Origin of the sequence: Lentzea guizhouensis, assembly GCF_001701025.1 — a bacterium.
GTDB lineage: Bacteria > Actinomycetota > Actinomycetes > Mycobacteriales > Pseudonocardiaceae > Lentzea > Lentzea guizhouensis.
In genome coordinates this window covers 4424281-4451062 of record NZ_CP016793.1, presented here as the reverse complement: position 1 = coordinate 4451062, position 26782 = coordinate 4424281, and the positions used below count along the sequence as shown (strand labels likewise).

At 69.8% G+C, this 26782-nt stretch carries 25 protein-coding genes and 1 pseudogene; 5 read left to right on the top strand and 21 right to left on the bottom strand.

The annotated features are described in order from the left end of the window. Positions 1-7: 7 nt before the first annotated feature. Positions 8-1582, bottom strand: coding sequence for a serine/threonine-protein kinase (locus BBK82_RS22140; RefSeq protein ID WP_257785476.1), 1575 nt, complete (start codon positions 1580-1582; stop codon positions 8-10). 175 nt (positions 1583-1757) lie between these two features. Between BBK82_RS22140 and BBK82_RS22135 the strand changes: the two genes are divergently transcribed. Continuing rightward, complete coding sequence (locus BBK82_RS22135) at positions 1758-2249, top strand: beta-class carbonic anhydrase (RefSeq protein ID WP_065916713.1); 492 nt, start codon at positions 1758-1760, stop codon at positions 2247-2249. Between the two features lie 72 nt (positions 2250-2321). On the opposite strand, the gene rlmN is transcribed toward BBK82_RS22135, so the two are convergent. Further along, complete coding sequence (gene rlmN, locus BBK82_RS22130; RefSeq protein WP_065916712.1) at positions 2322-3428, bottom strand: dual-specificity RNA methyltransferase RlmN; 1107 nt, start codon at positions 3426-3428, stop codon at positions 2322-2324. A 194-nt stretch (positions 3429-3622) separates the two neighbouring features. Between rlmN and BBK82_RS22125 the strand changes: the two genes are divergently transcribed. After that, positions 3623-4009, top strand: a complete 387-nt coding sequence (locus BBK82_RS22125; protein ID WP_237048309.1) for a PadR family transcriptional regulator — start codon at positions 3623-3625, stop codon at positions 4007-4009. 1 nt (position 4010) lies between these two features. On the opposite strand, the gene BBK82_RS22120 is transcribed toward BBK82_RS22125, so the two are convergent. The 3 genes and pseudogenes from BBK82_RS22120 to BBK82_RS22110 all read right to left on the bottom strand — a co-directional run bounded on the left by BBK82_RS22120 (position 4011) and on the right by BBK82_RS22110 (position 10733). After that, positions 4011-4988, bottom strand: coding sequence for an aldo/keto reductase (locus BBK82_RS22120; RefSeq protein ID WP_065916710.1), 978 nt, complete (start codon positions 4986-4988; stop codon positions 4011-4013). 870 nt (positions 4989-5858) lie between these two features. After that, a pseudogene (locus BBK82_RS22115) lies at positions 5859-9866 on the bottom strand (fibronectin type III domain-containing protein); the annotation flags it as partial. A gap of 123 nt (positions 9867-9989) precedes the next feature. Then, on the bottom strand, positions 9990-10733 hold the full coding sequence (locus BBK82_RS22110; RefSeq protein ID WP_065916708.1) for a class I SAM-dependent methyltransferase: 744 nt from the start codon (positions 10731-10733) through the stop codon (positions 9990-9992). A 94-nt stretch (positions 10734-10827) separates the two neighbouring features. Here BBK82_RS22110 and BBK82_RS22105 point away from each other — a divergent pair, with 94 nt between their 5' ends. Genes BBK82_RS22105 through BBK82_RS50420 form a run of 3 tightly spaced genes read left to right on the top strand, consistent with a single transcriptional unit; the run spans position 10828 to position 12836 of the window. Continuing rightward, complete coding sequence (locus BBK82_RS22105; RefSeq protein WP_065916707.1) at positions 10828-11646, top strand: VOC family protein; 819 nt, start codon at positions 10828-10830, stop codon at positions 11644-11646. 48 nt (positions 11647-11694) lie between these two features. Beyond that, entirely contained in the window at positions 11695-12165 is a 471-nt protein-coding gene (locus tag BBK82_RS52765; RefSeq protein ID WP_218920644.1) for a helix-turn-helix domain-containing protein, read from the top strand. Then, positions 12054-12836 (top strand): IS630 family transposase, encoded by a 783-nt coding sequence (locus tag BBK82_RS50420; RefSeq protein WP_218920643.1) that lies wholly within the window; start codon positions 12054-12056, stop codon positions 12834-12836. Before BBK82_RS52765 ends, BBK82_RS50420 begins: the two co-directional genes overlap by 112 nt. A gap of 155 nt (positions 12837-12991) precedes the next feature. Here the strand turns inward: BBK82_RS50420 and BBK82_RS22090 are convergent, their stop codons facing one another. From BBK82_RS22090 to lepB, 16 genes are all read right to left on the bottom strand, one after another. Further along, positions 12992-13846: a phosphatidate cytidylyltransferase gene (locus tag BBK82_RS22090; protein WP_065916705.1), complete on the bottom strand. Its 855-nt coding sequence runs from the start codon at positions 13844-13846 to the stop codon at positions 12992-12994. A gap of 67 nt (positions 13847-13913) precedes the next feature. Further along, positions 13914-14471 (bottom strand): ribosome recycling factor, encoded by a 558-nt coding sequence (gene frr / locus BBK82_RS22085; protein WP_065916704.1) that lies wholly within the window; start codon positions 14469-14471, stop codon positions 13914-13916. A 61-nt stretch (positions 14472-14532) separates the two neighbouring features. Further along, positions 14533-15243: a UMP kinase gene (gene pyrH / locus BBK82_RS22080; RefSeq protein WP_418287515.1), complete on the bottom strand. Its 711-nt coding sequence runs from the start codon at positions 15241-15243 to the stop codon at positions 14533-14535. Between the two features lie 118 nt (positions 15244-15361). Beyond that, positions 15362-16177 carry a translation elongation factor Ts gene (gene tsf, locus BBK82_RS22075; protein WP_065916702.1) on the bottom strand — a complete coding sequence of 272 codons (816 nt, stop codon included), beginning with the start codon at positions 16175-16177 and terminating at the stop codon, positions 15362-15364. Positions 16178-16247: 70 nt separating this feature from the next. Continuing rightward, positions 16248-17102 (bottom strand): 30S ribosomal protein S2, encoded by an 855-nt coding sequence (rpsB, locus tag BBK82_RS22070; protein WP_065916701.1) that lies wholly within the window; start codon positions 17100-17102, stop codon positions 16248-16250. A 427-nt stretch (positions 17103-17529) separates the two neighbouring features. After that, positions 17530-17670: a hypothetical protein gene (locus BBK82_RS51665; protein WP_170067948.1), complete on the bottom strand. Its 141-nt coding sequence runs from the start codon at positions 17668-17670 to the stop codon at positions 17530-17532. 787 nt (positions 17671-18457) lie between these two features. After that, complete coding sequence (locus BBK82_RS22065; RefSeq protein WP_418287497.1) at positions 18458-19390, bottom strand: FliA/WhiG family RNA polymerase sigma factor; 933 nt, start codon at positions 19388-19390, stop codon at positions 18458-18460. 49 nt (positions 19391-19439) lie between these two features. Then, a complete protein-coding gene (locus BBK82_RS22060) occupies positions 19440-20417 on the bottom strand; it encodes a tyrosine recombinase XerC (protein ID WP_065916699.1) in 978 nt (325 codons plus the stop codon). Between the two features lie 326 nt (positions 20418-20743). Further along, the gene (gene dprA, locus BBK82_RS22055) at positions 20744-21892 is read right to left on the bottom strand and encodes a DNA-processing protein DprA (RefSeq protein WP_065916698.1); all 1149 of its coding nucleotides are present in this window, start codon (positions 21890-21892) and stop codon (positions 20744-20746) included. Beyond that, positions 21889-22092, bottom strand: coding sequence for a hypothetical protein (locus tag BBK82_RS50410; protein WP_154697429.1), 204 nt, complete (start codon positions 22090-22092; stop codon positions 21889-21891). Before BBK82_RS50410 ends, dprA begins: the two co-directional genes overlap by 4 nt. Before the next feature lie 30 nt (positions 22093-22122). After that, the gene (locus BBK82_RS56745) at positions 22123-23679 is read right to left on the bottom strand and encodes an ATP-binding protein (protein ID WP_418287514.1); all 1557 of its coding nucleotides are present in this window, start codon (positions 23677-23679) and stop codon (positions 22123-22125) included. Next, positions 23567-24253: a magnesium chelatase domain-containing protein gene (locus BBK82_RS56740; protein WP_065916696.1), complete on the bottom strand. Its 687-nt coding sequence runs from the start codon at positions 24251-24253 to the stop codon at positions 23567-23569. Before BBK82_RS56740 ends, BBK82_RS56745 begins: the two co-directional genes overlap by 113 nt. A gap of 1 nt (position 24254) precedes the next feature. Further along, on the bottom strand, positions 24255-24632 hold the full coding sequence (locus BBK82_RS22040) for a YraN family protein (RefSeq protein ID WP_065916695.1): 378 nt from the start codon (positions 24630-24632) through the stop codon (positions 24255-24257). A 159-nt stretch (positions 24633-24791) separates the two neighbouring features. Beyond that, complete coding sequence (locus tag BBK82_RS22035) at positions 24792-25115, bottom strand: DUF2469 domain-containing protein (protein ID WP_030468024.1); 324 nt, start codon at positions 25113-25115, stop codon at positions 24792-24794. Then, a complete protein-coding gene (locus tag BBK82_RS22030) occupies positions 25115-25906 on the bottom strand; it encodes a ribonuclease HII (protein ID WP_065916694.1) in 792 nt (263 codons plus the stop codon). Before BBK82_RS22030 ends, BBK82_RS22035 begins: the two co-directional genes overlap by 1 nt. Continuing rightward, positions 25903-26766, bottom strand: a complete 864-nt coding sequence (gene lepB, locus BBK82_RS22025; RefSeq protein ID WP_065916693.1) for a signal peptidase I — start codon at positions 26764-26766, stop codon at positions 25903-25905. The genes BBK82_RS22030 and lepB overlap by 4 nt, the downstream gene beginning before the upstream one ends. Positions 26767-26782 lie beyond the last annotated feature (16 nt).

The following is a 26782-nucleotide window of genomic DNA, read 5'->3' as shown; positions in this document are numbered from 1 at the left end:
GAGCGTGTCACGGCCCGGTGAGCACCCAGCCGAACTGGAACTCCGGTGTCTGCCCCTCGCAGTTCGCGTGCGGCGAGTCGAAGTGGGCGCCTTGGAAGAGGCAGCGGTGCAGCGGGTGCGTGGGGACGTCGTTGGGCTTGGCCTTGAAGATGTAGCCGAGCGTGCCGATGACCGTCTGCCCCTCGCAGGTGGACGAGGTGGACGTCATGTGGTCTTCGGAGTTGTTGAGGCGGCAGGCGTAGAGCGGCACCGCGCCCGGTTCCGGATTCGCGAGCAGCTTGCCCAGGGTGTGCGCCTCCGGGGTGAAGCCTGCGGGGGCGCCGACCCTCGGCGTGCCGGTGAAGTGGAACGGCGTGCCGTTCTTGATGTACCGCTTCAGCACGAGGGTTTCCCTCGGCGGCTTGGGCTGCGTCGTCGGCTGCGGCTGACCCGGCTGCGTGACCTGGGTGGGCTTCACGACGCTGCTGACCTGGCTCGACGACGGCGCCGCGCTGCTGCTCGGCGCGGCACTGCTGCTGGACGGCGCGCTGGAGGAGGTGCTGCTCGCGGCCGAGGACGGTGCGTCGCTCACATTCGCGCCCTGCTGCGCCGCTGCCGTACCCGGCGTGTCCGGCCGGAACGTGAAGACCGCCGCGAGTGCGATCACGACCACGGCCGCCGCGGCACCGGCGAAGATGGCGATCTTCTTGCGGGACCTGGGCTTGTCGTCCCAGTCGGCGATGGTCGCCGGCGGCGGCGTGACGTACGTGGTGACCGGTTCGATCACGACGGTCTGCTCGGACGGCGTCGGCGGCCGGACGACCTTGGTGCGGTCGCCGAGCCGTTCGCGCAGCTGGGACGCGGTGAGGCGGTGGGTGTCGTCCTGGGTCAGCAGCGCCATGATCGTGTCGGCGAGCGGGCCGTACGTGCGCTGGAGGACCGGCTCCTCGTACATGATCGCGTGCATGGTCGCCGCGGTCGTGTCGCGTTGGAACGGAGCGCGCCCCTCGATCGCGTGGAACATGGTGGCGCCCAACGCCCACAGGTCGCTCGCTGGTGAGGGAGGCTTGCCGGCGAACAGCTCCGGCGCCATGTACCCCGGCGAGCCCATGATGCCGCCGGTGGCCGTGAGACCGGGGTCGTCCATCGCGCGGGCGATGCCGAAGTCGGCGAGCTTCACCCGGCCGTCGGGCAGCACCATGATGTTGCTGGGCTTGACGTCCCGGTGCACGATGCCCGCCGCGTGGGCCGCCTCGAGTGCGTTGAGCGTCTGCAGGCCGATGTCGGCGACCTCGTCCTCACCGAGTGCCCTGCGCGCCATGACGGTGGCGAGCGTCGGTGCCTCGACCAGCTCCATGACGAGGTACGTGACGCCGTGCTCGACGATGACGTCGTAGATGCCGACGACGTTCGGGCTGTTCAGGCGCCCTGCCGTGCGAGCTTCGCGCAGCACGCGCTCGTTCTCGGTGGTCCGCAGCTCCTTGAGCGCGACCTGCCGTCCGATGACCCGGTCCTCCGCCAGCCAGACGACCCCCATGCCGCCCCGGCCGAGCTCTCTGATCGTCGCGTATCTGCCCGCGACCAGCCTCGTCGGTTCCCCCACGACGCCGCATGCTAGCCGGACGGCCGGACCGGCTTCTTCCCCGTCCGGTTCTGTCCGCTGTGTCGGTCCGCGCTTCTTCTTGAGCGGGAACCATTCCCATCTCGTGGGCACAGTTGCAGGTATGCGCATGCGGCAGTTGGCTCAGTGGCACCCGCTCCGGTGAGAGGACCTGATCATGTCGGTGACCGACGAGCTGCTCGCCAACAACCGCGCCTACGCCGCCCAGTTCTCCGGCCCGCTCCCCCTCCCGCCCGCCGAGCAGGTCGCCGTGGTGGCGTGCATGGACGCGCGCATCGACGTCTACCGCGTGCTCGGCCTCCAGGAGGGCGAGGCCCACGTCATCCGCAACGCCGGCGGCGTCGTGACCGAGGACGAGATCCGCTCGCTCGCCATCAGCCAGCGCCTGCTCGGCACCAGGGAGATCATCCTCATCCACCACACCGACTGCGGCATGCTGACGTTCACCGACGACGACTTCAAGCGCTCCATCCAGCAGGACGTCGGCGTGAAGCCGGCCTGGGCGGCCGAGGCGTTCGGCGACCTGGAGGAGGACGTGCGCCAGTCGGTCGCGCGCATCGTCGGCAACCCGTTCCTGCCGGTCAAGGACTCGGTGCGGGGTTTCGTGTTCGACGTGGCGACGGGCGAGCTGACCGAGGTGCAGCTCTGAGCCCACCACATCGGCGCATGCTTGATCGGGCGAGCCGGACCACCCGGTACTCACACGCCATGCGGTGACCGGTCACCCCTCGGCGGCGAGCTGCCCGCAGGCCGCCGCGATCTCCTGCCCCCGCGTGTCCCGCACGGTGCACTCCACACCCTGCTCCCGCACCCGCCGCACGAACTCCCGCTCCACCGGCTTCGGCGACGCGTCCCACTTCGAGCCCGGCGTCGGGTTCAGCGGGATCAGGTTCACGTGCACGAGCTGCCCCAGGTGCTTGCGCAGCTTCTTGCCGAGCAGGTCGGCTCGCCAGCCCTGGTCGTTGATGTCGCGGATCAACGCGTACTCGATGCTGACCCGCCGCCCGGTGTGGTCCGCGTACCCGCGCGCCGCCTCCAGCACCTCGGCGACGTCCCAGCGCGTGTTGACCGGCACCAGCGTGTTGCGCAGCTCGTCGTCCGGCGTGTGCAGCGACACCGCGAGCCTGACCTGCAGCTTCTCCTCGGTGAGCTTGCGAATCGCGGGCACCAGGCCGACCGTCGACACGGTGACCGTGCGCTGGGAGATGCCCAGGCCGTCCGGCGCCGGCGCGGTGATGCGGTGCACGGCCTCGATCACGCGCTTGTAGTTCGCGAGCGGTTCGCCCATGCCCATGAAGACGATGTTCGACAACCGGCCGGGACCGCCGGGCAGCTCACCGTCGCGCATCGCGGCGGCACCGAGGCGCACCTGGTCCACGATCTCCGCGGTCGACAGGTTGCGCTGCAGGCCGCCCTGGCCGGTCGCGCAGAACGGGCAGGCCATGCCGCAGCCGGCCTGCGACGAGATGCACAGCGTCGCGCGGTCCGGGTAGCGCATCAGCACCGACTCGATGAGCGTGCCGTCGTGCGCGCGCAGGAGGGTTTTCGCGGTCGTGCCCTCGTCGGTGGTGACCTTGCGCACGACCGTGAAGAGCGGCGGCATCAGGTCGGCGACGAGCTTGTCGCGCGTGGCGGCCGGGATGTCGGTCATCTCGGCCGGGTCGACGGTCAGGCGGCTGAAGTAGTGGTTCGACAGCTGCTTGGCACGGAACGGCTTCTCGCCTAGTGCCGCAACGGCATCAGCGCGTTCGGCGGGCGAGAGGTCGACCAGGTGGCGCGGCGGCAGGCCGCGCTTGGGCGCGTCGAAGACGAGGGGAAGCGAGGTCATAGCACATCCAGTGTCCCACGAACTTCGCCAACACAAGACCGTTGCATCGCGATAGGTTCCGATATATCGTTAATGACATGATGATGAAACCACACCACAGGAACCACATGCACAGGCACCGCCACGGCCCGTTCGGGGGCGGTGGCAGGGGCGGCCGCCAAAGGCGCGGCAACGTTCGTGCGGCTGTTCTGTCCTTGCTGACAGAACGCCCGATGCACGGCTACGAGATCATCCAGGAGATCGCCAGGCGCACCGGCGGCGGCTGGAGCCCGAGTCCCGGCTCGGTCTACCCCACGCTGCAGATGCTGGCCGACGAAGGCCTCATCTCCTCGGCGGAGGAAGGAGGCAAGAAGCTGTTCACGCTCACCGACCACGGCAGGACGGAGCAGACGGCCCCGCCCTGGCGCGACATCAACTTCCAGCTCGACCCGGTCGACGGCGAGCTGAGGTCGTCGATCCGGCTCCTCGGCTCCGCGATGGAGCAGATCTCCCACGCGGGCACGCCCGAGCAGAAGGCCCGCGCCGTCGAGCTCTACAACGAGCTGCGGCGCAAGCTCTACGCCATCCTCGCCGAGGAGTGACTCACCACCGGTCGTGCACGTGCGGCCGGATCAGCTCGTCGTACACAGCGGTCACCGCCGCGTGGTCCACTTCGGACAGCCCGGCGGCCGCGGCGTTCGCCTTCGCCTGCTCGACGTTGCGCGCACCGGGGATCACCACCGTGACACCGGCCTGGTCGACGATCCACCTGAGCGCGAACTGCGCCATGGTGGCGCCCTGCGGAACCAGCGGCCTCAACCGCTCGACCGCCTCCAGGCCCACCTCGAACGGCACCCCGGAGAACGTCTCGCCGACGTCGAACGCCTCACCGTTGCGGTTGTAGTTGCGGTGGTCGTCCGCACCGAACGCGGTGTCCTCGGTGTACTTCCCGGACAGCAGCCCGGACGCCAGCGGCACCCGCGCGATGATCGCCACACCCGCCTCGGCCGCCTTGGGCAGCACCTCTTCGAGCGGCTTGTGCCGGAACGCGTTCAGGATGATCTGCACGCTGGCCACGTTCGGCCGCTTGATCGCCTCGAGCGCTTCCTCGACCTTCTCCACCGACACGCCGTAAGCGGCGATCCGCTGCTGCTCGACCATCTCGTCGAGCGTGTCGTACACCTCGTCACGGCTGTACACCGGCGTCGGCGGGCAGTGCAGCTGCACCAGGTCGAGCGTGTCGACCCCGAGGTTGCGCCGGCTCCGGTCGTTCCACGCGAGGAAGTTCTCCCGGCTGTACCCCTCGGTGGTCTGCGCCGGCAGCCGCCGCCCCATCTTGGTGGCGACGAAGACGCCGTCGTCCTTGCGCTCCTTCAGGAACCGCCCGACGAGGCTCTCGCTGCGCCCGTCGCCGTACACGTCCGCGGTGTCGAAGAAGTCGACACCCGTGTCGGCGGCGGCGTGCAGCAACGCGAGCGCCTCGCTCTCGTCCACCTCACCCCAGTCGGCGCCGAGCTGCCAGCAGCGCAGTCCCACGACGCCGACCTGGCGGTTCAACCTGCCTGCGTTTCGCTTCTCCACGAACCGAAGCCTAGTCGCGCTTCAGTAGGTGCACCCTCCGTAGCCGGAGTACGGCGGGTTCCGGTAGTGGCCCCAGACCAGGTTCGCCTGGATCTCGAACGCGTTCCACTCCCAGTCGGTCTTCGAAGGGCTGTTTTCCATCGAGTAGTTGACCGCCTTGACGTAGTCCAGCACGTAGTTCCCGAAGAGGTCGTACGTGCCCGACTGCCAGCTGTGCACCCTCTCGTGCTGCGGCAGGTTGTGCGAGTGCAGCTCCGAGAGCACCACCCCGTACTGGTTGCGCATCCTCAAGCGCTCGATCGCCTCGCACTGCGTCAAGCGGTTGAACGCGTCGAGGCCGCCGGGGAAGAAGAAGTAGTCCCCGTAGGTCACCGGACGGCCGTTCGCGCCCCAGCCGAAGCAGATCGTCTGCCAGCGACCCTCGTAGCACGGCGTGTTCATGGCATCAGCCACGTTGCTCCCGAGGAGGTTTCCGCCGTTGGACCAGTTGTTGCCCCAGGAGTCGACGTCCTGCAGCCAGATGTTCGACGCCGACTGCCCGAGCGGCGAGGTGGCTTCACCGGCCAGGTTGCGCACCTTCACCCGGATCTGCCACACCACGCCCGCCGGACGCCGCCAGATCTCGGCCGTGGTGCCGTTGGTGGTCGTGAGCGGCAGCCACCAGCCGTCCTCGGAGGCGTTGCGGTACTCGACGTTGTAGACCGCTCCCGGTGTCGGGCTCGCCGGCCACGACACGAACACCCGCGCGGTCGTGCGCTCGGCCCACGCGTCGACCCTGGACGGTGCGATCGGGGCCGGCGGCAACGGTTTCACGGTCACCACGTTCGACTGCGCGCTCTGCCCGCCCTCGTTCGCGGCGCGCACCATGAACGAGTAGTTGAAGCCGTTGAGCAGGTTCGTCGCGACGTAGTTGGTGCCGTAGACGGGGTTCTGGAAGTAGTACCAGTCGTTGTGCCCCTCGGGCTTGAAGTACACCCAGTAGTGGTCGGCGCCGCTGCTGGCGTTCCACGACAGGGTCGCAGTGCGGTCGCCCGCCGTGGCGACGAGGTTCCCCGGCGCGGACGGCAACGGCTGGAACGGCGTGGCACTGACCACGTTGGACGGTGGGCTCTGGCCGCCGAGGTTGGCGGCGGTGACCCTGAACTCGTACGCGAACCCGTTCAGCAGACCCGTTGCGGTGAACGAGGTCCCGCTCGCCGGGTAGGTGAAGTAGTACCAGTTCGCGTGCCCGGCCGGCCGGTAGTAGACCCAGTAGTAGACCGAACCGGTCGGGCTTGCGTTCCAGGTCAGCGCCACCTGCTTGGTCCCGGCCACGGCACGCAGGTTGCCCGGCGCGGCGGGCGCGGGCGGCACCGGACGGGCGCGCACCACGTTCGAGGCGGCGCTCTCCCCCGCGACGTTGCCGGAGATCACGCGGAACTCGTACTCGGTCCCGTTCGCCAGCGGCCTCACCGTCGTCGCCCACGTGGTGGCCGGGAGGTCCAGGCGCGTCCACCCCGCGCTCGAGCCTGCGGTGCGGTACTCGACCCAGAAGTAGGTCGCGTGCTCAACGGCGTTCCAGCCGAGGCCGACCTCGTTGTTGCCCGCGATGGCGGTCAGCGCGGCGAGAGCGGGGACCGGCGGCAGCGGCCGGGAGCTCACCACCGCGGTGGCCCGGCTGTCACCGGCCCAGTTCGTGGCGGCGATCTTGAACTCGTAGGTCTGGCCGTTGGTCAGTGAACCGATGGTCGCCGTCGTCGCGCTGAACGGCAGGTCGAGCTTCCGCCAGCCGTCGGTGCCGAACGCGTTGCGGTAGTACACCCAGTAGTAGACGTCCGCCGTCGGGCTCGCGGTCCAGTTCAGCACGACCTGGGCGTTACCCGCGGTGGCCGTGAGGCCGGAGGGCGGTTGCGGCAGCCCACCGAGCGCCGTGACCTGGACGGTGCCCGACTGCGAGCCGAGGCCACCGGCATTCTCCGCGCGCACGAAGAACTCGTAGCGGTGGCCGTGGACCAGTCCGGGCCACGACATGAAGGTCCGCTGGGCCGGGAGCTGCGCCGCGACGACGCCCGACCCGGGCTGGTCGAGGTCGCGCAGGTATGCCCAGTAGAAGAGGTTCGGCCCAGCGGAGTCCCACTGCAGGTCGACGCTGCCGTCACCGGCGGCCTGACCGCGCAGCCCGGTGGGGGCGCTCGGCAGCGCGTACGACGCGGTGGCACCGCGCACGTCCGACTGGGGACCGTCGCCCGCGAGGTTCGTGGCGGCGATCCTGAACTCGTAGGCCTGGCCGTGCGCCAGACCGGTGGCGGTGAACTGCGCCTGCGCCGCGGGCACCTCCAGCTTGGTCAGGGGCGTCCCCGCCTTGCCCTGGTGGACCCAGTAGTAGACGCCGGGCTGCGCGTCCCACGCCAGCTTGATCTCACCGGCGGTCGTCGGCGTCGCGGTCAGGCCGGTCACCTTGGGCGGCAACGGCGGCATCGGCTTCGCTGACACCACGGCACTGGCCGCGCCCTCACCGCCGGCCGTCGTCGCGGAGACCTTGAACTCGTAGGTGCTGCCGTTCGCGAGGAACCCCGCGGTGAACGAGCTCCCGGTCGTGACGGGGTACTCGAGCCTGGTGAAGCCCGGGTCGCCCACCTTGCGCTGGTAGACCCAGTACCAGGCGGTGGGGACGACGTTCCAGCTCAGCGCGACCGTGCCGTCCCCGGCCACCGCGGTCAGACCGGTCGGAGCAGGAGGCGGCGTGTAGCGCGCGGTCGCCTGCACCACGGCGCTCATCGGGCCTTCGCCGCCGGTGTTGACCGCGGAGACCTTGAACTCGTAGACGTGGTCCTTGAGCAGCATCCCCGGCGAGAACGTCGTGCTGGTGGTGACGGGGTACTTGAGCTGCTGGAACTCCTCCTCCTCGCCGACGTCGCGCTGGTAGATCCAGTACCAGTGGTTCTCTCCGGTCGAGTTCCACTGCAGCTTCACGCTGCCGTCGCCCTGGGAGATGGCGGTCAGACCGGTGGGCGCGCCCGGCTTGTCGTAGCGCGCGGTCGCCCGCACGGGAGCGGACTTCGCCGACTCGACGTTGTGGCGGTTGATCGACGACACGGCGAACTCGTAGACCTGGTCCTTGACGAGCCAGCCCGGCGTGGCGTTCGTGCCGTTCACGACCGGGTGCTCCAGCTTGGTGAAGTTCTCCTCCTTCCCCACGACGCGCTGGTAGACCCAGTACCAGTGGCCGTCACCGGTCGAGCTCCACTGCAGCTTCACGCTGCCGTCGCCCTGCGCGACCGCGGTCAGACCGGTGGGAGCGGGTGGTGGCGCGGCGACGACGGCCGCCTGGACGGTGTTGGACGGTGGGCTGTCGCCGCCGCCGTTGCGCGCGCTCACCCGGAACTCGAACGTGTGGCCCGGCACCAGACCGGTGATGGTGTGCTCGGTGCTCGCCGGGTTGGAGAACCACACCTCGGTGAATTCGGTGTCGCCGGCCGTGGCGTCGCGCTTGAAGAGCCGGTACTGCACGGTCGCCGAGCCGGGGATCGCGTTCCACTTCAGCTTCACGTCCGCGTCGGTGCCGGGCGTGGCGCGCAGGTCCGTGGGCGCGGGCGGCGGCGTGACCTGGGCGGTGGCGCTGACGGTCGTGGAGAACACGCCCTCACCACCGGAGCCGACCGCGCTGACGCGGAACTCGTAGGTGTGCCCGTTCTTGAGGCCGCTGACGTCCTGATAGGGGGTGCCCACGGTGTTGTGGCCGCGCGAGAAGTGCGTCTGCCCGGCGGTCACATCCCTTTGGTAGAGCCAGAAGCTCTGCCCGCCGGGTGCGGTCCAGCTGACCCGCCCGGTGCCGTCGGTGGTGAGCGCGACCGCGACACCGGTCGGTGCCGCCGGTCCGGTCTGCGCCGGGCGCGGCCACGTGACGTCGACGAACCGCGGCCGGTAGATCCGCGCGTCGCGGTAGCTCGCCTCCTCGTCGAGGCTGTTCACGTTGTACGACAACACCAGCTCGCCGGGATCGGCCTGCTCCTGGTGCAGCTGCGCGTCATAGGCGAACTTCAGGCCGTCGGGCTCCGGTGCCTTGTACAGGTAGCTCGGTCCGGCGAACGGGCCGGTCGGACCGCTCGCGGTGTACGCGACGAACCACGGGCTGAAGCCGACGTTGCCGTCGTGCGTGACGAGGACGATCTGACCGTCCTTGCGGATGACGGAGAATGCCGTGCCACCGCCCGAGAACAGCCGCTTGGACTGCGCCTCGTCGCTCACCCACGCCGTGCCGTTCCAGTACTGCCAGGGTGTGGCGAGGTTCCCCGCGGCCACCCGCGCGACGTGGGCGAACTTGTACCCGTGCACGTCTTCCGTGCCGTAGACGTAGTCGAACCCGGCGTCGGTGAAGATCGCGGTGCCCCAGCCGACCTTCCCGAGCCGGTTGAGGTCCTGCACGGAGGCGACGGTGAGGCCGGGCAGTGCGAACGTCACCAGCGACGTTCCGACGCGGCGGAACCCGAGCGGTCCCTCGCCCGCGTTCTCGTACCTGCCGTAAAGCGCCTTCAGCGAGCCGTTCTGCACGGCCGCGGACCCGATCCAGAGGAACTGGTCGGGGTCGCCGCCGGTGACCAGCGTCTTCGGGTCCTGCGCGGTGCCGCCGTGCACGGTCTGGACGAGCTGGTCGCCCTGCTGCACCACGATGGAGTTGCGGATGAACGGCGCGGTCCGCGGTCGGCTGTGGTCGGCGTTGACGGCGCCGAGGAACGTGTCGGAGAACAGCCACGCGACCCGGCCGTCGGGCAGCGGAACCGACACGGTGCTGTCACCGCCAGTCCAATGACCGCCCTGGTTGCCGTACGCGGTGAACAAGGCGTTCAGATCGATCGCGGCCTGTGCCGGCGGAGGCACCGCCACCAGACCGAGCAACATCAAAAAGGACAGCACGAACCGTCGCCTCACCGCGTACCCCCAGGTCATTGCAGTGATGAAGTCGATGGACTGTACGTGGCCGGATCACCGGGCACCAGCACCGAACGGTCTAGTGGGGCCCGGTCACACGATCAAGCCGGTCGGCTTGCGGCGCACGTGCAGCCGGTAGCCGACCGGGAAGCTCAGCCCCTCGACGGACGCGATCGCCCGCTCGGCCACCCCGGCGGAGAACTCGATGCGCAGCACGGACTCCAGGTCCGCACGCGACTCGAACCGCCACTCCGCCACCACCCGCCGCAACGAGAACCCGTTGTCCGCGAAGAACTTCTCGACAGCGAGCGGGTCATAACGCGGTTCATCCGCACACAACCAGGGCCCGTACGGCGCCGCCGAACCATCCAGGTCCACGATCGCGATCGCGCCACCCGGCCGCAGCACGCGATCAGCCTCCCGCAGCCCCGGTTCGCATCCGGGCCCGAAGAAGTACGCCGTCCGCGCGTGCACCAGGTCAGCGGACGCGTCGTCGAGCGGCAACCGTTGCGCCGGCCCGGAAACGACCCGGACGTTCGGCAACGACGCCACCCGGTTGCGGGCGCGCACCACGAGCGGCGGGTGAGGTTCGACACCGACGACCGAGCGCGCGGACGAAGCGAAGATCGGCAGGTGGAAGCCGTCGCCGCAGCCGACGTCCACGACGTCAACCGAACCAAACGGACATTCTTCCCGCAACGCCGCCCACATCGCCCCATGCACGTCCTGCGCGCGGTTCTCGACCTCGTACACGTCCGGCCAGTGCCAGATGTTCGGGCTCGGAACCACGTCGACCGGACGCACCGCTGCCAGCGCCGCCCGCACGAATCCCCTCACGAAGACACTGTAGGGCCTCGATTTACCGGTGACAGTGCGAATTCGTCCAATCACGGCGTAGCGTGACCGCATCTCTTCCCTGCAGGAGGCGGCAGTGTCGATCGCTCCCAACACGCCCCAGCTCGCACCGTTACCCGGCGGCAGCCCGTGCTGGGTCGAACGCTCCGTCGACGACCTCAGAGCGACGATCGAGTTCTACACCGGACTCTTCGGCTGGCACTACGCCGACGACGACGGCTACACGGTGGCCATGGTCGACGGCATCCCCGTGGCCGGGCTGCCCCAGGGTGAACCGGAGCCGTGGCGGTTGTACCTGGTCACGCCCCATGCGCGCGCGACCGCGGAGAAAGCTTTCCACCTCGGCGGCTCGGTGTTGCGCAACCCGGAGGACGCCGCCGACCACACGCAGAGCACGGTCATCAGCGACCCGACCGGCGCCATCGTCGGGTTCCGGCACGTGCCACCGGACTGGCGGTTCGGCATGGGCGGGCACGGCGCGTACGCGTGGGCCGAGCTCAACACCCGTGACGGCGCGGCGGCCGACGAGTTCTTCGGCGAGCTGTGCCACTACGACATCATGCAGATCGGCGACGGACAGCGGCTGGACTACGCGTCGTGGTCCATCGAGGGCACCGAGGTCATCGGCCGGCAGAAGATGGGACGCGAGTTCCCCTACGGCGAGCGTTCGCATTGGATGGTGTACTTCAACGCCGCACCGGAGATCGGCACCGACTCCGTGGCGTACCGGGTGCTGGAGCTCGGCGGACGGGTCACCGTGGAGCCCTATGACACGCCATATGGCCGTATCACCGTCGTCGAGGACCACGCGGGAATGGCCTTCTCCGTCATCGACCCGTCCCGCGTGATCGAGGCCGAGCCGCGCACCGCGGTGGACGACCCGTTCGACGACTAGTAGTGTGTCGCTGCTTACTTACGGCGTTTTGGCTGGGAGGCTGTTGTCATGGCCTCCCAGTTGAAGCGGCCGGTGACGTTGTCGGCACGGGATCGTGAAGAGCTGATCCGGCTGACCACCACGGGTGTGCGTGCGGCGTCGGCGATCAGGCGGGCGCGGGTGCTGCTCGCGCTGGACACCTCGGTGGGCGAACCCGATCCGAAGGAAGTGATCGCGACCCGGCTCGGGGTCTCGGGTGAGATGCTGCGGCTGGTCGCCAGGCGGTTCGCCGAGACCGGCGGTGATGTTCTTGCCACGATCGGACGTAAGAAGCGTGCTCTTCCGCCGGTGCCGTCGCCGGTGACCGGGGAGGTGGAGGCCCGGCTGATCGCGCTGGCGTGCTCGCAGCCGCCGGCCGGGCATGCCCGGTGGTCGTTGCGGCTGCTGGAAAAGCATGTCGAGCTCACCGAGGACATCCCGAACCTGGACCACTCGACCATCGGCCGGGTGTTGAAAAAACGCAACTGCGTCCTCATCTGAGGAAGTGCTGGAACATCCCGCCACGCGCCAACGCCGAGTTCGCCGCCCGCATGGAAGACGTCCTCGCCGTCTACGCCCGCCCGTACGATCCCGCCCGCCCGGTCGTGTGCATGGACGAGAAACCCTTCCAGTTCCTCGGCGAGGTCCGCGACCCGCTGCCGGCCCGGCCGGGCCGCGATGCCCGCCAGGACAGCGAATACGTCCGGCGCGGCACCTGCTCGATCTTCGTGTTCACCGACCCCCTGCGCGGCTGGCGGCGTGTCCACGCCCTGGCCCAGCGGACCAAACTCGACTGGGCCGGGCAGGTCAAACAACTCCTGACCGTCGACTACCCCGACGCCGGGACCGTGGCGCTGGTCATGGACAACCTCAACACCCACACCATCGCCTCGCTCTACGACGCCTTCCCGCCCGCCGAGGCCTTCGCCCTGGCCCAGCGCCTGGAAATCCACCACACCCCCAAACACGGATCCTGGCTCAACATCGCCGAGATCGAACTCTCCGCACTCAGCCGCCAGTGCCTCGACCGCCGCATCAGCGACCTCGACACCCTCAACACCGAACTCGCCGCCTGGCAACACGCCACCAACACCAACCAGCGCGGCGTCGACTGGCAGTTCACCACTCACGACGCCCGCACCCGACTCCGCCACCTCTACCCCAAAGGTTAGAAGCGACGGTCTACTAGTGGCGCGACTCAGAACCTTGGCGAGGTGATCCACGCTCAGCAGGGCACCTCGCGGCGCGTCTGACCGCGAATTCCCCCGGCAACGTTCCGAGCCACACCACTAGCCCGCCGAACAGGCAGGCAGCGACCCGGGGAACGTCACGGCACGAAGAGGTGCAGCAGCAGCCAAGAAGCGACGGCGGACGGCAGCAGCGAGTCCATCCGGTCCATGATGCCGCCGTGACCGGGCAGCAGCGTGCCCATGTCCTTGATGCCCAGGTCGCGCTTGATCAGCGACTCGACCAGGTCGCCCGCGGTGGCCGTGACCACGATCGCGGCACCGAACAGCGCGCCGTGCCACCACTGGCCGTCGAGCAGCGTGGTGACCGTGATCGCGCCGCCGACCACGCCGGCGACCAGCGAACCGGCGAAGCCCTCCCAGGACTTCTTCGGGCTGATCGTCGGCGCCATCGGGTGCTTGCCCAGGAAGACACCGGCCGCGTAGCCGCCCACGTCGGACAGCACGACGCCGAGGATGAACGCGAACGCACGGCCCGCGCCGTCCTCCGGCACGACGAGCATGGCCGCGAACGCCGCGAACAACGGCACGTAGACGACGGTGAACACCGATGCGCTGAGATCACGCAGGTAGCCGTCGGAACCGCCGCGGAACCGCCAGAACATGCAGACCAGCACGGTGACCACCAGCGTGGTCATCATGCCGTCCCTGCCCAGCGGCCAGGAGAGCCAGATGATCGCCTGGCCACCGATGAGCGCGGGCCACAGGGCGACGTTGATGCCGCCCTTCTTGAACGCGGTGGCGAGCTCCCACGTCGACACCGCCGCGGCAGCCGCGACGATGCCGATGAAGGTCTGCCGCACGGTGAGCAGCGAGACGATGATGACGGCGCCGAGGCCGGCGCCGACCAGGATCGCCGAACGCAGGTCGCGTCCTGCCCGCGACGGCTTCGACGCGGGCACCTCCGCGGGACTGCCTGCCACCTGTGCTCCCATCAAGACCTCCGCCCGGCCAGGGCTTTCCCGCCTGCGGCGACTCGGCCGGGCGAATGCGTTGAGAACATCAGACTTCGAGGAGCTCGGTTTCCTTGTGCTTCACGAGCTCGTCGACCTGCGCGGTGTACTTGTGGGTCAGAGCGTCGAGCTCCTTCTCACCACGCGCGCCGTCGTCCTCGCCGACCTCGCCGTCCTTGACGAGCCGGTCGATCTCTTCCTTCGCCTTGCGGCGGACACCGCGAACGGAGACGCGCGCGTCCTCGCCCTTCTGCTTGGCGACCTTCACCATGTCCCGGCGGCGCTCCTCGGAGAGCTGCGGGATGACGATGCGGATGATGGTGCCGTCGTTGCTCGGGTTGACGCCCAGGTCGGAGTCCCGGATGGCCTTCTCGATGGCGTTCAGCTGGCTCGCGTCGTACGGCTTGACGACCGCCATGCGCGCCTCGGGGACCGTGATGCTGGCCATCTGGTTCAGCGGTGTCATCGAGCCGTAGTAGTCGATGTTGATGCGGTTGAACATCGAGGGAGTCGCACGACCGGTTCGGACGGAGGAGAGGTTCTCCTTCGCGACCGAAACCGCCTTTTCCATCTTCTCCTCGGCGTCGAGGAGGGTCTCGTCGATCACGACTGCTCCTTGCTCTGCGTGTTCGTGCCCAATTCCCGGTCCTGGTGTGATCCCACCAGGTCTAGAAGGCCGGGCGGCCACCGGGGGTGTTGACCAGGGTGCCGATCTTCTCACCACGGACCGCGCGCGCGATGTTCCCCTCGGTGAGGAGGTTGAAGACGAGGATCGGCATGTTGTTGTCCATGCAGAGGCTGAAGGCCGTGGCGTCGGCGACGTTGAGGCCGCGCTCCAGCACCTCGCGGTGGGTGATGTAGTCGAACATCAGCGCGTCCGGGTCGATCTTGGGGTCGGCCGTGTAGACGCCGTCGACGGCCTTGGCCATCAGGACGATCTCGCAGCCGATCTCCAGCGCGCGCTGCGCGGCGGTGGTGTCGGTGGAGAAGTACGGCAGACCCGCGCCGCCACCGAAGATCACGACGCGGCCCTTGTCGAGGTGGCGCATCGCGCGGCGGGGGATGTAGGACTCGGCGACCTGCGTCATCTGGATGGAGGTCTGCACGCGGGTGTCGATGCCGTGCTCGCGTTCGAGGAAGTCCTGCAGCGCCAGGCAGTTCATGACCGTGCCCAGCATGCCCATGTAGTCGGCGCGCGAGCGGTCCATGCCGCGCTGCTGCAGCTCGGCGCCACGGAAGAAGTTGCCACCACCGATCACGACGGCGACCTGCACGCCGGACCGGACGACCGCGGCGATCTGCCTGGCGACTGTCTGGACGACGTCGGGATCCACCCCGACACCACCACCACCGAACATCTCACCACCGAGCTTGAGCATCACCCGGTTGTAGCCGTGGCTACCTTCTTCGCTCACTGTTCGGTCCTCCTCAGCGCCATTGGTCAGGACATAGCAAGGGCGGGGTCGCCGTCTACTCGCAACCCCGCCCTCACCGCGATCAGCTCTGGCCGACCTCGAACCGAGCGAAACGGGTGACCGTCACGCCGGCCTCGTCCAGCAGGGCCTTGACCGTCTTCTTGCTGTCCGTCACGGAAGCCTGCTCCAGGAGCACGACGTCCTTGAAGAAGCCGTTGACGCGACCCTCGACGATCTTGGGCAGCGCGCCTTCGGGCTTGCCCTCCTCGCGAGCGGTCTCCTCGGCGATGCGGCGCTCGTTGGCGACGAGCTCCTCCGGGACCTCGTCACGGGTGACGAACTTCGGGCGCATCGCGGCGATCTGCATCGCGGCACCCTTGGCGGCCTCGGCGTTGTCACCGGTGTACTCGACCAGCACGCCGACGGCGGGCGGCAGGTCGGCGGCACGCTTGTGCAGGTAGACCGAGACGGTGCCGTCGAAGTCGACGGCCTTCGCGAGCTCCAGCTTCTCGCCGATCTTGGCGGAGAACTCCTGGACCAGCGCGTCCACGGTCTTGCCGTCGACCTCGACCGCCTTGAGGGCGGCGACGTCGGCGACCTTGTTGGCCTTGGCGATCCCGACGATCTCGTCGGCCAGCGCGATGAAGTCGGCGTTCTTGGCGACGAAGTCGGTCTCGCAGCGCAGCTCGACCATCGCGCCGTCCTTGACGGCGACGAGGCCGTTGGACGTGGTGCGCTCAGCGCGCTTGCCGACGTCCTTCGCGCCCTTGATGCGCAGGATCTCGACGGCCTTGTCGAAGTCGCCGTCAGCCTCGTCCAGGGCCTTCTTGCAGTCCATCATGCCGGCGGCGGTCAGCTCGCGGAGCTTCTTGACGTCCGCGGTGGTGTAGTTCGCCATCGTGTTCCTTCTGCGATGTACGCGCTTAGGTCACGAGGTGCCCGCTTGTCGCGGGCACCTCGTGGGGGAATCAGGACTGGACGGGCTGCTCTGCCGGAACCTCTGCCGGAGCCTCGGCCGGGGCCTCGGTCGCGACGGCGGCGTTGGAGGTGAGGAGCTCCTGCTCCCACTCCGCCAGCGGCTCGTCGACGGCGACCTCGGGCTTGTCCTGGCCCTCGGCGGCGTCGCGACGACCACCGGAGCGCTGCATGAGACCGGCGGCGGCGGCCTCGGCCACGACCTTGGTCAGCAGAGCCGCGGAACGGATCGCGTCGTCGTTGCCCGGGATCGGGTAGTCGACCTCGTCCGGGTCGCAGTTGGTGTCGAGGATCGCGACGATCGGGATGTTCAGCTTGCGAGCCTCACCGACCGCGATGTGCTCCTTCTTGGTGTCCACGATCCACACGGCGCTGGGCACCTTGGACATGTCGCGGATACCGCCGAGCGTGCGCTCCAGCTTGTCCTTCTCGCGGTTCATCATCAGGATTTCCTTCTTGGTGAAACCCTGGAAGCCGCCGGTCTGCTCCATCGACTCCAGCTCCTTGAGCCGCTGAAGCCTCTTGTGGACCGTCGAGAAGTTGGTGAGCATGCCGCCCAGCCAGCGCTGGTTCACGTAGGGCATGCCGACGCGGAGCGCCTCGTTGGCGATGGCCTCCTGCGCCTGCTTCTTGGTGCCGATGAACAGGATCGACCCGCCGTGCGCGACCGTCTCCTTGACGAACTCGAAAGCCCGGTCGATGTAGGTCAGCGTCTGCTGCAGGTCGATGATGTAGATGCCGTTGCGCTCGGTGAAGATGTAGCGCTTCATCTTCGGGTTCCAGCGCCGCGTCTGGTGCCCGAAGTGCACGCCGCTGTCGAGCAGCTGCTTCATGGTTACGACGGCCATGGCCGGTTCGCACCTCATCTGTCGGACGCGCCAGGTCCCACCTTGCGCGTCGGTTCGGTTGACGCCTCCGGCCGGGTCGGCCGTCAGCCCTGGTGCCGTTGCCGGCGTCCGCACCCGCGGAGTACGTTCATCCACCGTCAGGACCGTCGGACGTCGTGACTCGACACAGCTGAACCAGCCGGTCGGATCTGCGTTGGCACGCGAAGTCGTCCCGCGCGTAGACGGGACGCGCCCGACAGTCTACGCCCCACCCCCGACAAACCTCGAATCGGCAGGTAGCCGGAGGGCGGACTTGTCCACAGCCCCCAAGTTGTCCACAGTTCCCAGATCGCCGGTGGTCCCCAGGGCATCCCCCACCCCAAGCTGACCCCATGCTCCTCCTCACCACCCTGGTGCTGGCGACGCTCCTGACCCCGGCCACCGCCCGCTACTCCTGGCCACTCCCGCCACCGCACCCCGTCGTGCGCGCCTTCGCCGCCCCGGCGTCGCCCTTCGGCCCGGCCACCGCGGCGTGGACCTGGCCGCCCGGCCGGCACCCGGTCCTGGCCGCGGCGGACGGCACGGTCATCTACGCGGCGCTGTGGCGGCCCGCACGCTGGTGTCGCTGCAGCACGCGGCGCGCTCCGCACCACCTACGAGCCGGTCTCCCCGCGGTCACCGCCGGCCGCCTCGTCCGCCGCGGCGACGTGATCGGCCACCTCCAGCCGGGCCACTGCCCCGCACCCTGCCTGCACTGGGGCGCCCGCCGCGGCCACGACTACCTGGACCCGCTCCGCCTGCTGTCCTCGGGCCGCGTCCGCCTGCTCCCGACCCCGCCGGCGGCACTCGGCACCACTCGCCCGCACGGGCCGTCCGCCGCTCGGCCCAACCGCCATCCGGGCACTGCGCCGATCGGGCAGATCCGCACCCGCGGTTCGGCCGCCGCCCGGCACGGCCGATTGCACGCCCGCCACGACATCCCTGATTCCGCAGCGCAACCGCCAGCCACCCGATCGAGTGAATTGGCCCCGTCACCCCTCAGGAAGGCCCTCCACAGCCGTGTTCGCGAGCCTTGCTCATCTCTTGAGCGCTCTCCAAGCCCTCCCAGCAACCGCCTCCACGCGCCACGACGGCGGATCCGGGCGGGCCCTCGGGCACTCGTCGACTGCGCCCGCTGCCGAGCAACGCCCCAGCAACCGGGCCGGGAGCAGGCACCTCAGGCGTCACCTGGCCCCGATCGGGCAGCTCCAGGACGGCCCGTTCGGGCGGTGCGCGAAAGCGCAGCGCGATCACGGCGGACGCGGCGGTGCGGGTACAGGTGCGTGGCAACGGCAGCCCGGTGCGGACCAGGTTGCGGCGCAGGAAGGGAGGCGGGACTAGGCCTCTGACTGCTCGTTGAGCTTGGTGCGCAGACGCAGGACCGCGCGGGTGTGCAGCTGGCAGACGCGGGACTCCGTGACGCCGAGGACCTTGCCGATCTCGGCGAGGGTCAGGTTCTCGAAGTAGTACAGCGTCACGACCACGCGGTCGCGTTCGGCGAGCTGGGCGATGGCGTCGGCGAGCTGGCGGCGGCTGTCCTGGTCGACGAGGCTCGCGACCGGGTCCTCCGCGGCGTCGTCCGGCAGCGACTCGGCCAGGGAGGAGCCACCCTTGTTCGGGGTGATCAGCTCGTCGAGCGCCACGACGCTGGTGAGCTGGAGCTGGCCGTAGAGCTCGCGGAGCTCGGCCAGGCCGATCTTGAGCTCTGCGGCGAGCTCGCGGTCGGTGGGCGTGCGCTGCAGCTTCGCGCCGAGGCGTTCGAGGGCGCGTTCGACGTCGCGGGCGCGGCTGCGGACCGAGCGCGGCACCCAGTCCTGCGAGCGCAGGTCGTCGAGGATCGCACCGCGGATGCGCTGCATGGCGTAGGTCTCGAACTTGAGGCCGCGTTCCGGCTCGAACTTCTCGATCGCGTCGACCAGGCCGAAGATGCCGGACTGGATCAGGTCGGCCACGTCCACGTGCGCGGGCAGGCCGGTGCCGACACGGCCGGCGACGTACTTGACCAGCGGCGCGTAGTGCAGCACCAGGCGGTCGCGCTCGTTCTGGTCGCGGGACTCGCCGTAGCTGCGCCACAACGCGACGATGCCGGCCTCGACGTCGTCACCAGACCTGGCGTCCGAGCGCGTCACGGCAGTCGGAACGGCCGCGGGCGTGCCGTTGACATGCGTGTTCGCACCGGGTTCCGCGGACTCCCCGGTGCTCGCCTCGGTGCGCGGCGCGCCGTTCTGACGGTGCCCGTTGCTCGCCTGCTTCGCTGCAGGTGCGGGCACGATGGGTTCAGGGGGCACGGTCGCCGTACGCGATCCTCCCCCTGCGGCGTCAGGAACGGGGGTGGGTTCGGTCATGGATCGCCTTCAGCCGTTCGACAGTGACGTGTGTGTAAAGCTGAGTCGTTGCGAGCGTAGCGTGACCAAGCAGCTCTTGGACGGTGCGCAGGTCCGCTCCTCCTTCCAGCAAATGGGTCGCAGCGGAGTGGCGCAACCCGTGCGGCCCGATGTCCGGTGCGTCCGGCACCACGGCGACGACCTCGTGCACCAGCTGGCGAACAGCCCGCTGGTTCAACCTCCCACCGCGGGCACCGAGGAACAGCGCGGGCGGCGAATCGGGTGCTACCAGGGCGTTCCGGCCCTCGTCGAGCCAGCGCCGCAGCGCTCGTCCGGCTGGAACGCCGAACGGCGTGGTGCGCTCGCGTCCACCTTTGCCCAGAACTCGAATCACCCTTAGGGAGTAGTCCACGTCGTCGAGATCAAGCCCACAGAGCTCAGCCACACGAATACCTGTGGCGTACAGCAACTCCACCACGGCCTGATCACGCAGCGCAACCGGATGACCTTCGGAAGCGCCAGAGGATACGGCGTCCATCGCCTCCTTCGCCTGCTCCTCCCGCAACACCGGCGGCAACATGCGGTGCGGCCGCGGCGCCGCGAGCCGCGGACCGGGATCCGCAGCCAGGTGACCAGCACGATGGGCCCACGCGGTGAACGTGCGCGCTGCGGCCGCGCGCCGTGCGAGCGTGGTCCTGCTGGCACCCGCCGCGTGCTGGGCGGCGAGCCACGAGCGCAGACCGGCCAGGTCGATCCGCCCCACGTCGGCGTTCTCCGGCTCATCCCCGGCGACGTGTCCGAGCAACGCCACCGCATCCCCGATGTACGCGCGCACGGTGTGCGGCGAGAGATCCCGCTCCAACGTCAGGTGCCGTTCGTACCGCCCCAACACGTCCGCGACGTTCGTCGGCAGTTTTTCGCGCAGGCGAACGAGATCGACACGGCGTGTCCGACCATGCGGCGGCGGGGACATAGGCCAAGACGCTGCGCCAGTCGGGGCGTTTGGTCAAGTATCGCCACACCCCCGCGCCCGTTGGGAGCGCTCTCATGATCGTTAACACGGTAACGTTTGCACTCCCTGTAACAACCGGCGGTACAACAGCAGCCGCAGATCACCTTTCGGAGTAGCGGCGCCCACCACCCCGCCGCCCGATCAGCCGAAGATCCACCTCGCCGGAACCGCCGCCCGGATCGCGCCCCGCCAGCTGGAATCACGCCGGCACACTAAGCGGTCGCTCACCTCTCTTTCGTCTGTCCACAATGGACGTCATGTTCCTCGGGCCATCGCCCCCACCCTGATCACCGCGGCACCTCCAACCGTTGCCAACCGCCGTCGACCTGCGCCGCCAACCCGGCCAGCTCCAGCTCCGGCAACAACGCCCGCACCCGTTCCAGCGCCACCCCCGACTCGACCGACACCAGCTCGGCACTGACCGCGGTCCGCATCCCGAGCGCCTCGTAGACCCGCATCGCCTCCCCCTGCGGCGCCCCGAGCTCGCTCTGCTTCTGCGCGGGCTGCGTGGCCAGGTCGTCACCGAACCGCCCGACCGACTCCACGACCTCCGCCACCGAGCTGACCGGCTCCGCCTGCCGCTCCCGCAGCAGCTCATGACACCCGGCCGAGCTCGCCGACGTCACCGGCCCCGGCACCACCATCAACACCCGCCCCAACGCCACCGTGATCGCCGCCGTGTTCTTGGCCCCGCTCCTCCGTCCCGCCTCCACCACGACGGTCCCGGCCCCCAACGCCGCGATGAGCCGGTTGCGCGTCAGGAACCGATGCCGCGCCGGCGTCACACCGGGCGGGTACTCGCTGATCACGAGCCCTTCCTTCGCAATCTTGCCCAGCAACCCCTGATGCCCGGCCGGATAAGCGACGTCGACCCCACAGGCCAACACCGCCACCGTCACCCCGCCGCCACCGAGCGCACCCCGATGCGCGGCCCCGTCAATCCCGTACGCCGCACCGGAAACAACAGTCACCCCGGCCTGCGCCAGCCCGTACCCGAACTCCGCCGCAACGTGCTCGCCATACCCACTCGCCGCCCGCGACCCGACCACCGCCACCGCCTTGCCAGTCACCTCCCCCAGGTCATGCGGCCCGCGCACCCACAACGCAACGGGCTCACCACCACACCGCAACCGCTGCGCCTGCCCCAGCGTCAACGCGATGAACGGCCACCCAGGCCACTCGTCGTCCTCGGGAACCACCAACCGCCCACCACGACCAGCAATGCGCTCAAGGTCCTCACGCGCCCGCTCCTCCTCCCGCCGCGCCGACGTCTGACTGACCACCGACGGCGAAACTTCGCCGGCCCGAACCAGCGCGGCCGCCTCCACCGGCCCGACCTGACCGATGAGCCCGGCCAACGCCCCGGCATGGGGCTCAGCGACGCGCGACAGGTACGCCCTGGCCAGGCGGACGTCATCGGGTGCGGTGCCGCTCACTGGAACCACCACCACGGAAACCACCGGCGCCACGGATGCGGGCGCCACGGCGTGGGTGGGCTGATACCGGGGGTGCGCAGGCGGGCTGTCGAAGGGACGTGCGGAAGTGCGGGCAGGTGCCGGAGTGCGGACAGGTGCGGCAGCGCGGGGAGGCCGGCGTGCGAGGAGGCGGCGAGGCGGGGGACGGGTAGCGAGGTCATGGTCGGGCTCCTTTCGAGAGAGATGAGCGGTCAAGCGAAGCGGGGATGAGGGAAGCGGGGACGAGAGACCCGGGGCGAGGGGCGGACGGACAGGTCGGGCGGGTGAAGGACGAGGTGAGGCAGGGCCAGGCGGCACGGGGGGAACGAGGCCGGAATGGGTTCAGAAGGCAGGTGGTGGAGTGCGGCGCGGGCGGGAGGAGAGCGGGGCGCCTGCCGAGGACGGGCAGGCGCCCCGCCCGGTGGCCGGACGCGGAGCCGGGGCTCGAACGCTCCGCGTCCGGCTGCTTGAGGGGCTGGTGCTGAGAGGGCTGGTGCTGGGGAGAGGGGTCTTCGCGAGAAGAAGCTGCGGTCGGAAGGGTGGGTGGAGAGCGGGGCGCCTACTGGGGACGGGCGGGCGCCCCGCTCGGTGGGCCGGGCGCAGAGCCGGGGCTCGAACGCTCCGCGTCCGGCGGTCTGGGAGGCGGCGAGGCGGTGGTGGCGTCGGGAGGGCGGCCAGGCGGTGGGCCATGACCGGCGGCGGATAAGCGCGGCGAGTGCGTGGGCCGGTGGCTCGTCGGTGCGTGGCTGGTCAGGTGGGCGGTGGGCGGGGCGTGATCGCGGATGGAGCGCGGGTCCGTGAGCCGGGCTGGTGGGCCTGGCCTGCCGGCGCGGGACGGAGGCGCGGAGGCCGGGGCGGTGAGGACGTGGTGGGGGGGTTCTGGCGGTGGGGTTAGGTGCGGTCGCGGAAGGAGGGCGGCGGCTACGTGGGTGGGTGGGGCGGGGGATTCGGCCAGGTCGGCGAGGGTCCAGGCGCGGAGGCAGCGGCGCCTCGGCGGTGAGGCGCCGGTGGCCAGGCTCGGTCGAGGAGGCGTGCGGGGAGGGGAACTCGCGGCGCAGGGCCGGGCCGGGGACGTCGGCGTTGGTTTGCCAGGGGTGGCCGTGGGAGGACCAGCGGGCGGCGGCGCGGAGGCGGGCGGCGAGGACGCGGGACCGGACGGTGGCGGTGGGTTCGGGTGGGGTGGCGTCGGCGTTCGACATGGCGGTCATGGGACGCATGCGGACGCGGAGGTCGACGCGGTCGAGCAGTGGGCCGGACAGGCGGGACTGGTAGCGGCGGCGGACTGCGGGGGTGCAGCAGCAGTCGATCTCCTTCGGCGGGGCGCACGGGCACGGGTTCGTGGCGAGCACCAGCTGGAAGCGGGCCGGGTAGCGGGCGGTGCCGTCGCGGCGGGCGATGCGGATCTCGCCGTCTTCCAGGGCGGTGCGGAGGGACTCGATCGACTTCTGGCCCCATTCGCAGGCCTCGTCGAGGAACAGCACGCCGCGGTGGGCGCGGGAGGCGGCTCCCGGTTTGGCGAGACCGCTGCCGCCGCCGACGAGTGCGGCGATCGAGGTGGTGTGGTGCAGCGTCACGAACGGCGGGCTCGCCACCAGCGGCGCGGCGCTCGACAGCACGCCGGCGACCGAGTGCACGGCGGTGACGGCGAGTGCGTCCTCACGGGTCAGGGGTGGCAGCAGGCCCGCGAGGCGTTCGGCGAGCATCGTCTTGCCGGTGCCGGGCGGACCGGTCAGCAGCAGGTGGTGGGCACCGGCGGCGGCGACCTCCAACGCCCAGCGCGCCTCCGGCTGGCCGACCACGTCCGTCAGGTCGGGGACGTCCGGCGGTGGCGGCTCCTCCAGCTCCGGGACGGGTGCGAGCGCCGGACGTCACGCGCAGCCAGGCGAGCACCTCGGCAGCCAGCGCGCGTGCACCGACCCGTCGACCAGCCGCCTCCGGCAACGCGTCGACGGCACGACCGGGTGCGCAGACCGGCCCGCGGGCGGCCAGCAGTCGGCAGCACCGCGGACCGGACGACCCGGCCGTCGACGCCAGCTCCCAGCACACCGTGCCGCCAGGCGGCGGGTCGGCCGCCAGGGTGGCGCAGGCGATCGCCAGGTCGTAGCTGCTGCCGCCCTTCGGCAACGCCGCCGGCGACAGGCCCAGCACGATGCGCTGCTTCGGCCACTCCTCCTGCGTGTTGCGGACGGCGGCCTTCACCCGCTCCTTGGACTCGTGCAGCGCCGCGTCCGGCAGGCCGAGCAGGTGGGTGCGGGGCTGACCGACACCCACGTCGGCCTCGATCTCGACCACCAGCCCGTCGACGCCGTACAGCGAGACCGACCACACCTGTGCGAGGCCCACGTCAGGCCCCTCGCAGGTGCTGCACCTCCGGCTCGGCGCCCGGTGGCCAGAGCACCGAGATCAGGTCCACCCGAACGGGGCACCACCCGACCTGGTGCGCGCCGAGCCAGCGCAGCGCCGTGCGGCGCAGGCGACTCAGCTTGCGTTCGTCGACGGCCTCGTCCGGGCGACCCCAGGTCGGCGCCGTGCGGGTCTTGACCTCGCAGACCACCAGCCGGCCACCCTCGACCGCGACGACGTCGAGCTCTCCGTCGCGGCACGTCCAGTTCCTCGACAGGACCACCAGGCCCTGCTGCTCCAGGTACCTGCAGGCCAGGTCCTCGCCCCTGCGGGCCAGGTCCTGCTGTGGCCTCGTGCGGACCAGTACCGGTGCTTCCATCGCCTTCGCCTCCCTGCGGGTCGTTGGGTACGACCTTGCAGGGTGGGGCGGGGCGGGTGGTGGGGCCGAGGGGAATCTGTGGACAACTCGGCGGCTGTGGACAAGTCGGTCGTTGTGGATCTTGGAACGACGGATTTGTCGGTGGGGTGTGCTACGGGGCTAGGTCGGGAACGGCCCGCTCTCCGGCAGGCGCAGGTCCGGCTTGTCCAGCTCCTCCACGTTCACGTCCTTGAACGTGATGACACGAACGTTCTTGACGAACCTCGCGGGCCGGTACATGTCCCACACCCACGCGTCCGACATGCGCACCTCGAAGTACACCTCGCCGTCAGCGTTGCGCACCTGCACGTCCACCGAGTTGGCCAGGTAGAACCGCCGTTCGGTCTCCACGACGAACGAGAACTGGCTGACGATGTCGCGGTACTCCTTGTACAGCGACAACTCCATCTCGGTCTCGTACTTCTCGAGATCCTCTGCACTCATTACGCCTCCGCGCGGGTCATCTGCTCCGCGCCCTCCCTCGTCGCGAGCTCCCCGATGTCGTCCGGGGACGCCCCATTCTGGACCACGGCCGTCGCGGCCATGCCGCGCGCCACCCTGTGCGGCGCGGCGAGCCTGTGCTTCTGTGCCGCGGCGGCCACGTTCACCCATGACCAGCGGTGCTCAGCGCACGGTCCGTGCTCCATCAACGCGGCCGTGTGCTCCGCTGTGCAGTACCCCTTGTGCACGTTGAACGCGTACTCCGGATGCTGCTCGTGCAACTCGGCCATGATGCGGTCCCGCGTGACCTTGGCCAGCACCGATGCCGCCGCCACGCACGCCGCCGCCTGGTCGCCCTTGATCACCGCGACGCTCGGCGCGGGCATCCCCGGCACCTTGAACCCGTCGGTCAGCACGTACCCGGGCTGCGTCGAGAGCTGCGCCACGGCCCGGCGCATGCCCTCGATGTTCATGACGTGGATGCCGAGCGCGTCGATCTCGGCCGGCGACACCACGATGACGGAGTGATCGAGAGCACGCTTGCGCACCAGGTCGTACATCCGGTCGCGCGCGGCCGCGGTCATCAGCTTCGAGTCGTTCAGGCCCTCGAACCGCGCCGCGTCACCGGGCCGCAGCACGCACGCCGCGATCACCAGCGGACCGGCGCAGGAACCCCGCCCGGCCTCGTCGACACCGGCCACCGGACCCAGTCCACGGCGCTCCAGCGTGCTCTGCAGCGCCCAGTTCCCCGACGAGCCGCGTACGACCGCACGCGGCGGCATGAGCATCGTCATCGGCGAGTTCGGTCCCGCAGTCGGCGTCCGAGCAACAGAAGCGGCCACGCGGCGACGATACCCACGCCCATCGGGACGGCGTCCTGCCAGCCCGGCGCACCCATCGACACGACCTGGGGGTTGTGGTCGGACACCCCCTGCCACCGCGACGGCGGCAGCACGATGACGCGCGCCTTGCCGATGACGTTGTCCACCGGGACCAGGCCGTTCAGGCCACCCTGCCCCTGGCAGCGCGAGTCGCACGAGTGGTTGCGGTTGTCGCCGAGCACGAAGAGCTTGCCCTCGGGGACCTTGATCTCCTCGAACGACTCCTGCACCGCCTCGGTGCCCTCGTCGAAGTGCTTGTACGGCTCGTCGAGCGCTTTGCCGTCCACGAGCACCCGGTTCTGGTCGTCGCAGCACTTCACCGTCTGCCCGCCGACGGCGACCACGCGCTTGACGAAGTCCTCCTCGTTCGCCGACGGCAGCCCGATCAGCGACCCCAGCCACGACAGGCCCTGCGAGATCGGGTTGCCCGACTCCTCGATCAGGAAGTCGTTCTGCCAGGCGGGAGGCCCGCGGAAGACGATCACATCGCCCGGCTCCGGCTCGCTGAAGCGGTAGGTGACCTTGTCGACGAGCACCCGGTCGCCGTAGCAGTCGGTGCACCCGTGCAGCGTCGTCTCCATCGACTCCGACGGAATCATGTAGACGCGGCCCAGGAAGATCTGGATGCCGATCGCGAGGCCCAGCGCGACCAGGATGAGGACCGGCAGTTCCTTCCAGAAGTTGCCCTTTTTCTTCTTCTTCGAAGGTTCATCCGAAGCGTCCGAAGTCGGCTCGTCGCTGGACGGGGTGTGCTCTGGATCGACGTCAACCACGAGATCAGCCTAGGGG

Bases quoted from the DNA above. Each gene is read 5' to 3' on its own strand.
- tsf (WP_065916702.1), bottom strand. From the start codon at position 16,177: ATGGCGAACTACACCACCGCGGACGTCAAGAAGCTCCGCGAGCTGACC.
- BBK82_RS52765 (WP_218920644.1), top strand. From the start codon at position 11,695: ATGGCCTCCCAGTTGAAGCGGCCGGTGACGTTGTCGGCACGGGATCGT.
- BBK82_RS22040 (WP_065916695.1), bottom strand. From the start codon at position 24,632: ATGGAAGCACCGGTACTGGTCCGCACGAGGCCACAGCAGGACCTGGCC.
- BBK82_RS22135 (WP_065916713.1), top strand. From the start codon at position 1,758: ATGTCGGTGACCGACGAGCTGCTCGCCAACAACCGCGCCTACGCCGCC.
- BBK82_RS22060 (WP_065916699.1), bottom strand. From the start codon at position 20,417: ATGTCCCCGCCGCCGCATGGTCGGACACGCCGTGTCGATCTCGTTCGC.
- BBK82_RS22090 (WP_065916705.1), bottom strand. From the start codon at position 13,846: ATGGGAGCACAGGTGGCAGGCAGTCCCGCGGAGGTGCCCGCGTCGAAG.
- BBK82_RS50410 (WP_154697429.1), bottom strand. From the start codon at position 22,092: ATGACCTCGCTACCCGTCCCCCGCCTCGCCGCCTCCTCGCACGCCGGC.
- BBK82_RS51665 (WP_170067948.1), bottom strand. From the start codon at position 17,670: ATGACCGTGCCGTCCGCCGCGGCCAGGACCGGGTGCCGGCCGGGCGGC.
- rpsB (WP_065916701.1), bottom strand. From the start codon at position 17,102: ATGGCCGTCGTAACCATGAAGCAGCTGCTCGACAGCGGCGTGCACTTC.
- pyrH (WP_418287515.1), bottom strand. From the start codon at position 15,243: ATGCTCAAGCTCGGTGGTGAGATGTTCGGTGGTGGTGGTGTCGGGGTG.
- rlmN (WP_065916712.1), bottom strand. From the start codon at position 3,428: ATGACCTCGCTTCCCCTCGTCTTCGACGCGCCCAAGCGCGGCCTGCCG.
- BBK82_RS22030 (WP_065916694.1), bottom strand. From the start codon at position 25,906: ATGACGATGCTCATGCCGCCGCGTGCGGTCGTACGCGGCTCGTCGGGG.
- BBK82_RS22035 (WP_030468024.1), bottom strand. From the start codon at position 25,115: ATGAGTGCAGAGGATCTCGAGAAGTACGAGACCGAGATGGAGTTGTCG.